This window comes from Microbacterium testaceum (assembly GCF_003075375.1).
GTDB lineage: Bacteria > Actinomycetota > Actinomycetes > Actinomycetales > Microbacteriaceae > Microbacterium > Microbacterium testaceum_E.
In genome coordinates this window covers 1-8,587 of record NZ_QDFT01000071.1, presented here as the reverse complement: position 1 = coordinate 8,587, position 8,587 = coordinate 1, and the positions used below count along the sequence as shown (strand labels likewise).

8 protein-coding genes and 1 pseudogene are annotated in these 8,587 nt (G+C 70.6%); 6 read left to right on the top strand and 3 right to left on the bottom strand.

Annotation, left to right across the window (positions count from 1 at the left end; genetic code table 11):
* The coding region (locus DC432_RS15365; RefSeq protein ID WP_243393172.1) for a ComEA family DNA-binding protein at positions 1–585 on the bottom strand (585 nt) is incomplete at its 3' end.
* Positions 586–634: 49 nt separating this feature from the next.
* On the opposite strand from DC432_RS15365, the gene DC432_RS16945 reads away from it, so the two are divergent.
* Positions 635–814, top strand: coding sequence for a DUF2087 domain-containing protein (locus tag DC432_RS16945; protein ID WP_431739686.1), 180 nt, complete (start codon positions 635–637; stop codon positions 812–814).
* Positions 815–877: 63 nt separating this feature from the next.
* On the opposite strand, the gene leuS is transcribed toward DC432_RS16945, so the two are convergent.
* Positions 878–3,451 carry a leucine--tRNA ligase gene (gene leuS, locus DC432_RS15355; RefSeq protein ID WP_243393171.1) on the bottom strand — a complete coding sequence of 858 codons (2,574 nt, stop codon included), beginning with the start codon at positions 3,449–3,451 and terminating at the stop codon, positions 878–880.
* 66 nt (positions 3,452–3,517) lie between these two features.
* Positions 3,518–4,753: an anthranilate synthase component I family protein gene (locus tag DC432_RS15350; RefSeq protein ID WP_431739692.1), complete on the bottom strand. Its 1,236-nt coding sequence runs from the start codon at positions 4,751–4,753 to the stop codon at positions 3,518–3,520.
* 43 nt (positions 4,754–4,796) lie between these two features.
* Here DC432_RS15350 and DC432_RS15345 point away from each other — a divergent pair, with 43 nt between their 5' ends.
* From DC432_RS15345 to DC432_RS15325, 5 genes and pseudogenes are all read left to right on the top strand, one after another.
* Complete coding sequence (locus DC432_RS15345) at positions 4,797–5,477, top strand: DedA family protein (protein ID WP_108319580.1); 681 nt, start codon at positions 4,797–4,799, stop codon at positions 5,475–5,477.
* A 5-nt stretch (positions 5,478–5,482) separates the two neighbouring features.
* A complete protein-coding gene (locus DC432_RS15340) occupies positions 5,483–6,514 on the top strand; it encodes an App1 family protein (protein WP_108319582.1) in 1,032 nt (343 codons plus the stop codon).
* A 67-nt stretch (positions 6,515–6,581) separates the two neighbouring features.
* Positions 6,582–7,292: an SOS response-associated peptidase gene (locus DC432_RS15335; protein WP_108319584.1), complete on the top strand. Its 711-nt coding sequence runs from the start codon at positions 6,582–6,584 to the stop codon at positions 7,290–7,292.
* 41 nt (positions 7,293–7,333) lie between these two features.
* Positions 7,334–7,903, top strand: a pseudogene (locus tag DC432_RS15330) (3-methyladenine DNA glycosylase); the annotation flags it as partial.
* A gap of 17 nt (positions 7,904–7,920) precedes the next feature.
* Positions 7,921–8,587, top strand: a 667-nt coding sequence (locus tag DC432_RS15325; protein ID WP_133177964.1) for a recombinase family protein, incomplete at its 3' end; no start/stop codon positions are given.

The window sequence follows — 8,587 nt, the reverse complement described above, 5'->3', positions numbered from 1 at the left end:
CAGGTCGTCCACGCTGGTGAATCGGCCGTTCTCGTCCCTCCAGGCGATGATGCGGTCGGCCATCGCCGGTCCCACTCGGGGCAGCGTGTCGAGCTGCTCCCTCGTGGCCGTGTTCAGATCGATCAGCCCGTCCGCGGGTGCGGCCSCCCCCGCCACGGGTGAGCCCGAGGGCGCCGCCCCGACCACGGGCACGACGATCTGCTCGCCGTCGGCCACCGGTCGGGCGAGATTGACGCCGTCGCGCGCGGCGTCGTCGGCGAATCCCCCGGCCAGGGCGATGGCATCCGCCACCCTGTCCCCCACCTCGAGGCGGTACAGTCCTGCGCGCCGCACCGCCCCGGCGACGTGCACGTAGAGTCCCGCCTCGACGGGGGCGCTGGCGAGGCCGGATGCCGTCGGCAKCGCCGAGACGGTCTCGGCGACGGTCGCGCCCCGGAACATCCCGATCGCGACGGTCACGGCGAACGCGACCAGAACGAGCACGATCACAGCGCCGACGCCGAGCCGGCGCCGTGGGTCGGGTGCCACGACCACCGTCTCGGCGGCGGTGGCGTCCGCGCGATCGGGGCCGGGTTCGATGGTCACGCCGACACGCTAAGGAGCCCGGCAAGGCCGCCGAGGACGCGCGACCCCAATCCGGGAATCGACCGCGACGCGCTCCTCGTGGGGAGGAACGGCGCCTCGCCGGACCGCCATCGTCGACGACGTCGCCGCGATGCGCCGCTACCTGATCGACGCCGGCCTGCTCACCCGCACGGCGGACGGGCGGACCTACGCACGCGCGGGCGACGGAGCGCCCCCGTGCGCGCCGTGAACGACGGATGCCACGCCCCCGACGCTCCGAGGAGCGCGAGGACGTGGCATCCGGAACGAAGAACTACTTCGTCGAGAAGCTGACCACCTTCGGGGGCCGCACGACCGCGCGCACGATCTCGCGGTCTCCCAGCGCGCGGCGCACCTTCTCGTCGCCGCGGGCCAGGGCCTCGAGCTCGTCTGCGCCGATCTTGGCCGACACCTCGAGCGTGCCGCGCACCTTGCCGTCGATCTGCACGACCGCGGTGACGCTGTCTTCGACCAGCAGCGTCGGGTCGGCCTGACGCCAGGTGACGAGACCCACGAAGCCGTCGTAACCGAGCGTCTGCCACATCTCTTCGGCGGTGTGCGGGGCGAACAGGTCGAGGGTCATCGCGATGACCTCGGCCGCCTCGCGCACGGCGGGGTCGCTCGCCCCGGCCGTGCCGTCGATGGCCTTGCGGGTGGCGTTGACCAGCTCCATCAAGCGCGCGACGACGACGTTGAACTTGGTCTGCTCGACGAGGTTCGGCGCCTCGGCCAGCAGACGGTGCGTCACGCGGCGCAGCGACGCGTCGCCCTCGGCCCAGACCACGTCGGTCTCGCTGTCGACGTCGTGCGCGATGCGCAGGGCGCGGGCCAGGAACTTCGCCGCGCCCGTGGTCGAGACGTCGTTCCAGTCCTTGTCGTCCTCGACGGGGCCGGCGAAGGCCAGCGCGACGCGCAGGGCGTCGGCGCCGTGGGCGTTCAGCTCCTCCTGGAAGAGCACGACGTTGCCCTTGCTCTTCGACATCTTCGCGCCGTCGAGGATCACCATGCCCTGGTTGATCAGGCTCGAGAACGGTTCGGTGAACTCCACCAGACCCATGTCGAACAGCGCCTTGGTGATGAAGCGCGCGTACAGCAGGTGCAGGATCGCGTGCTCGACGCCGCCGATGTAGAAGTCGACGGGACCCCACTTGGACGCCTCGCGCGCCGGGAACGCCTCGGTCTCGCTGTTCGGCGAGAGGAAGCGCAGCCAGTACCACGAGCTGTCGACGAAGGTGTCCATCGTGTCGGGGTCGCGGCGCAGCGTCTGTCCGGTCTCGGGGTCGGTGACCTGGACCCACTCCGTCGCCGCGCCCAGGGGCGAGGTGCCCTTGGGCTTGAGGTCGAGGCCCTCGACCGAGGGCAGACGCACGGGCAGCTGGTTGGCGGGAACCGGCGTGATCGAGCCGTCCTCGCCGTGCAGCATGGGGATGGGCGTGCCCCAGTACCGCTGACGCGAGATCAGCCAGTCGCGCAGGCGGTAGGTCTTGGCCGCGCGGCCGACCCCCTTCGCCTCGAGCTCCTCGATCACGCGGGCGATCGCGTGGCGCTTGCTCAGGCCGTTCAGCGAGCCCGAGTTCATCATGCGGCCGTCGCCGGTCAGCGCGATGCCCGTCTTGACGGGGTCGAGGTCGTCGATGTCGCCCAGCGGATCGATCGGCACGCCGTCGGCATCCAGTTCGATCACCGGGATCGCCCCGGTGATGGGGGCGTTCGTGTCGACGACGACCTTGACCGGCAGGTCGAAGGCGCGGGCGAAGTCGAGGTCGCGCTGGTCGTGGGCGGGCACGGCCATGACCGCACCGTGACCGTAGTCGGCCAGCACGTAGTCGGCGGCCCAGATCGGCAGCTTCTCACCGTTGATCGGGTTGATCGCGTGGTGGCCCAGGAACACGCCCGTCTTGGGGCGGTCGGTGGACTGACGCTCGATGTCGGTCGCGCGCTGCACCTGCGCGAGGTAGGCGTCGAACTTCTCGCGCACCTCGGGATCGGCGGATGCCGCGAGCTCGCCGGCCAGTTCGGACTCGGGAGCCACGACGAAGAACGTCGCGCCGTGCAGCGTGTCGGGGCGCGTCGAGAAAACGGTGATCTTGTCGGCGCGGCCCTCGATCTCGAACTCGATGTCGGCGCCGACGGAACGGCCGATCCAGTTGCGCTGCATCTGGATGACCTTCGACGGCCAGAAGCCCTCGAGCTGGTTCAGGTCGTCGAGCAGACGGTCGGCGTAGTCGGTGATGCGCAGGAACCACTGTGTCAGCTTCTTCTTGACCACGACGGCGCCGCTGCGCTCCGAGGTGCCGTCGGCCAGCACCTGCTCGTTGGCGAGCACGGTCTGGTCCACCGGGTCCCAGTTGACCAGGGCGTCCTTGCGGTAGGCCAGGCCCTTCTCGTACAGCTTCTGGAACAGCCACTGGTTCCAGTGGTAGTACTCGGGGTCGCTCGTGTGCAGCACGCGGCTCCAGTCGAACGAGACGCCGTAGTCCTTCAGGCTGTCCTTCTGCTGCGCGATGTTCGCGTAGGTCCATTCGACGGGGTCGGCGCCGCGCTTGATGGCGGCGTTCTCGGCGGGCAGGCCGAACGAGTCCCACCCGATGGGGTTGAGGACGTTGTAGCCGCGGTGGCGCCAGAACCGGGCCACGATGTCGGAGTAGAGGTAGTTCTCGGCGTGCCCCATGTGCAGGTCGCCCGAGGGGTACGGGAACATCGCGAGCACGTACTTGCGGGGGCGGGTGTCGTCGTCGCCGCCGGCGCGGAACGGGTCTTTCTCGGCCCACTTCTGCTGCCACTTCGCCTGGATGGCGTGGGTGTCGAAGCCCCCCTCGCGGGGGTCTGTCGTGGTGTTCTCAGACACGGATGAAGCCAATCGTGAAGTCGGGAAGGCCGCGGGGGCCTTCTCCCAGGCTATCGGACGCCGCCGTCACCACCCGGGCGGTACCTCGGCGCCGAGGGCGGCGAGCGGCGCCCGCGCCTTGATGCCGACTTCGGCGACCTCGGATGCCGCGACCGACCGCCACGTGATGCCTCCGCCGGCGCCGACCCAGGCGGCATCCGGCTCGATGACGACGCTGCGGATCACCATCGCCAGATCCGCGGCGCCGTCCTCGCCGATCCACCCGAACGCGCCCGAGTAGAGCCCGCGGGGCGCCTGTTCGAGCCGGGCGAGGATGTCCATCGCCGACTCCTTCGGGGCGCCGGTCATGCTGCCGGCCGGAAACGTCGCCGCCAGCAGCTCGCCGATGGTCGTCCCGGCCACGAGTCGTCCCGACACCTCGCTGACGAGCTGGTGCACGTGCGGGTACGACTCGACCTCGAGCAGCCGGTCGACGCCCACGCTCGACGGCGCGCACACGCGCGACAGGTCGTTGCGCATCAGGTCGACGATCATGACGTTCTCGGCGCGCTCCTTGGCATCCGTCCGCAGGTCTTCGGCGAGGGCGGCGTCGACGGTGGGATCCTCGGACCGCGGCCGCGTGCCCTTGATCGGGTGGGTGTGCACGCGCCCGTCGCGCACCTCGAGGAAGCGCTCGGGCGAGGCGCTGGCCAGCGCGCGCTCCCCCATGCGGATGAACCCGGCGTGGTGCGAGCTCGAGGTGCGGCGCAGGCGCCGGAACACCTCGAACGCATCGACGGCACCCGGGACGGTGAAGCGCGTGGTGAGGCACAGCTGGTACGCGTCGCCCTCGCGGATCGCGTCCCGGCACGCCGCGATCAGCTCGGCGTAGCGCGCCGGCGTCACGCGGGCGGACGCCGTTCCCCGCCGCACCGCCTCGGCCACGGCGGGAGCGGGTGGGGCGTCGAGCGCGCGTACGAGCAGCGCGGGGTCGCCGAACGCGAACACCCGCCGCGCCGCGTGATCGAACGCGAGGAAGCTCTCGACGCGCAGGAACGCCGTCTCGCCCTCGTAGGTCCGCCAGCCCACCCATCCCCCGCGGAACGGCCCGGCGTCGTCCGCGGCGGACGGGGTGGTGGCATCCCGGTGCATCGGCTGCGCCGACGCGTCGGGGCGTCCCTCTCCGATCCAGCTCCACCCGCTCCGCGCGTCGTCGCCGGCGTCGAGCCAGAAGGTGTGCGGGGCGTCGGCGAAGAGGTGCGCGAACGCCGCCTCGGGATCGATCCACCCGGTCATGGTGAACGGGGAGGTGGAGTGCGGCACGCTCCCAGGCTAGGCCGAGACCCGCGCCCCTAGGCTTTCAGAGGTGAACGAGATCCTCACGTGGCTGCTCGACGTCGTCCAGAACGTCGACCCCGTGCTGCGCACCGTCATCGCCGGGATCGCCGTCATGCTCGAGACCAGCGTGCTCGTGGGATTGATCGTGCCGGGCGACACGATGGTGATCGTCGCCGGCACCGCGATCGCGTCGCCCCTCGAGGGAGTCGTGCTCGGCGCGGCGGTGGTCGTCGGCGCGCTCATCGGAGAGAGCTTCGGATTCTGGCTCGGCCGGTATTTCGGGCCGCGCATCCGCGCGTCGCGGCTCGGGCAGAAACTGGGCGAGCGCAATTGGGAACGCGCCGATCGCTACCTGCGCCGACGCGGCGGGCCCGCGATCTTCCTCTCGCGCTTCCTGCCCGTGCTGCACTCCCTCGTGCCGCTGACCGTCGGGATGAGCGGCTACAGCTACCGGCGTTTCATCGCGTGGACCACTCCCGCCTGCATGGTGTGGGCGGGGCTGTACATCACGGTCGCCGCGACCGCCGCGGGCACGTACCGCGAGCTGGCCGATCAGATCCACTACGCCGGGTACGTCTTCGTCGCGATCCTGGTCGTCTTCCTCGTCCTGATCTACCTGGGCAAGAAGCTGCTGGAGCGCGCGGAGCGCCGTCACCTGGCCGATGAGGTCCAGCCCCTCGAACCGGCGGACGGCGACGTGAAAGACTGAGGGGGATGCCTCGCTCTCCTCGCGCCAAAGTGCTCTGGTTCGCCCGACTGGAGCGCCGCTTCCATCGGTGGCGTGAGAAGCGGGCCCGCGCCCGCGGACTGCGCCCCGTCGTCACCGGCTTCCCCGGGTACGGCACCCAGGAATGGGTCCGCGTCCTCGGCCGCGTCCTCATCGCCCCGCCGATCAAGCGCACCTCGACGGGCGAGTTCGCGAGCCTTCGCGGCTGGCGCAGCTTCGCCGCCGTGCCGGTGGGCTTCGCGCACGTCACCGTCGTCATCGACGGCGTTACGCACCGGGTCGCCGCCGACCGCGGTGGCGTGATCGACGCGAAGCTGCCGGCATCCCTTGCTCCGGGCTGGCAGACCATCACGATGTCGGTCGAGGGCAGCGACCCGACCGAGACGCGCGTGTTCATCGTCGGCGCCGACGTGCGTTTCGGCGTCGTCAGCGACATCGACGACACCGTCATGGTCACCGCCCTCCCCCGCCCCCTGCTGGCCGCGTGGAACTCCTTCGTCGTCGACGAGCACGCGCGTCAGCCCGTGCCCGGCATGGCCGTCATGCTCGAACGTCTGACGCGCGAGCACCCCGGCACCCCGGTCATCTACCTCTCGACGGGGGCGTGGAACGTCGCTCCGACCCTGACGCGCTTCATGCGGCGCCACCTCTTCCCGGCGGGGTCGTTCCTGCTCACGGACTGGGGTCCCACGCACGACCGGTGGTTCCGCAGCGGTCGCGACCACAAGGAGCAGAACCTGCGCCGCATCGCCGCGGAGTTCCCCGATGTGAAGTGGTTGCTGGTCGGCGACGACGGTCAGCACGACGACGCGATCTACACCGGCTTCGCCATCGAGCATCCCGAGAGCGTCGCGGCCGTCGCGATCCGCCGGCTGCTGCCCGCCGAGGCGGTGCTGGCCGGTGGCCGCACGGTGGTCGACGACCACTCCGCCGCCGAGGTGCCCTGGGTGACCGAGTCGGACGGCGCGGGGCTGCTCGAACGCCTGCAGAGCGTCGGTGTGATCTCGCGCGACGACTGACGCGACCCCCGCCCGACGGGATGCCGCCGCTCACCCCGATGTCAGAGGTGACGCGTACGGTGGAACTATGTGCGGTCGATTCGTCGTAGCCAACGTGGCCAGCGAGCTCGTGGGGGTGCTGCGCGTCGACGTCGAAGCCGACGAGCTGCCCCGTCCCTCGTACAACATCGCCCCCACGTCGCAGGTGGCGATCGTGCTCGACTCGATCAAGAGCGAGCCACCGGTGCGCCGCCTCGAGGTGGCCCGCTGGGGCCTCGTGCCGGGATGGGCGAAAGACGTCAAGATCGGTGCGCGCGCGTTCAACGCCCGCTCCGAAGAGATCGAAGACAAGCCGATGTTCCGCAACGCCCTCATCAAGCGGCGGGCGGTCATCCCGGCATCCGGCTACTACGAGTGGAAGACCACCGATGCGGGTAAGACCCCGCACTACATCCACCCCGCCGACGGCTCGCCGCTGTTCTTCGCGGGACTCTACGAGTGGTGGAAGGATCCCGCTCGCGCCGACGACGACCCCGCCCGCTGGGTGCTCAGCTGCACGATCCTCACGCGCGACGCGATCGGACGCCTGGGGTCGATCCACGACCGCATGCCGCTGTTCATGGACCCCGACTTCGCCGACGCCTGGCTCGACCCCACGACCGAGAACGTGGGCGACGTGCTCGACGCCGCGATCGACGCCGCCCCCGACGTGGCCGAGACCCTCGACGATCACGTCGTGTCGGCGGCGGTGGGCAACGTCCGCAACGATTCCGCCGAACTGATCGAGCCCGTCGAGTGAGCCTCACTCTCGACGCGGTCGCCCTCGAGCGGACGGAGTGGATGCCGCTCGCCACCGCCCACGCGGAGCGCGCCGACGCCCTGACCGCCGCGCACCGCGCCCGCGCGAGCCGCGCCGAGAAGCATCCGGTCGAGGACTTCCTCTTCACGTACTACTCGTACAAGCCGGCGATCCTGCGCCGGTGGCACCCGGGCGTGAGCGTCGTCCTGCGCGACGCCCCCGAGCGCGCCGCCTGGCGCTGGTACCGGGCCGCGGGCGATGGGGTGACGGTGGATGCCACGGCCTTCCGCTCCGAGAAGGGCTCGATGTTCCGCGGCATCCTGAATCTGCTGCGGGCCACGGCCGCGCGTCCCGCGTCGTTCGGCTGCTTCGGGCTGCACGAGTGGGCGATGGCGTACCGCTCCGACGAGGTGCGTCACCCGGTGCCGCTGCGCCTGGGACGCGAGGGCACCGACGCGGTCGTCGACGCGCACCAGCTGACGTGCACGCACTTCGACGCCTTCCGTTTCTTCACGCCCGAGGCCGTGCCGCTCAATCGCACGCCGCTCAGCCGGGACGATCAGGTGCGCCGCGAGCAGCCGGGGTGCCTGCACGCCGGCATGGACGTCTACAACGGTAAACTGAGTGCATGCAAGTTGCGCTCTACCTCCGCCAGTCGATGGACAACGCCGAGGGCATCGACCGCCAGCGCGAGAGGTGCCAGGCGTTGGCGTTCTCCCGGGGCTGGACCGTGGTCGAGGTCTTCGAGGACAACGCCGTCAGCGCGTCCAAGTCTCGCGACTCCGCGGCCTGGAGCAAGCTCCTGGAGGGCGTGCGTGCTGGAGACTTCCAGGCCGTTGTAGCCACCAAGGTTGACCGCCTCGCGCGCCGGGTCAAGGACATTCTGGACCTCACTGACGCGGGTATCGGCATCGCCACGGTTGAGGGTGAGCTAGACACCACCACCGACATGGGGAAGTTCCAGGCCGTCCTTCTCGCGGCCCTGGCTGAGCTGGAGGCCAACCGCAAGGGCCAGCGGCACAAGGACGCCCACGTTGCCCGCGCGGCTAAGGGTGTGCCCCGCACCACCAAGCGCCCCTACGGCTGGAAGGCCGATGGGATGACGCTAGAGCCGGTGGAGGCCGACCACCTCCGCACGGCCCTTCGGAACATCATCGACCCCGAGAAGAAGGCCAGCATCCGGGGCGAGTGCAAGCGCATGAACGATGCCGGGGCGCGGACGCCCGTCTACAAGAGCGGATCGGGTGGCAAGCTCTGGACGGCCCGCACGCTGGTGTCCGTGCTGGATCGTCCTC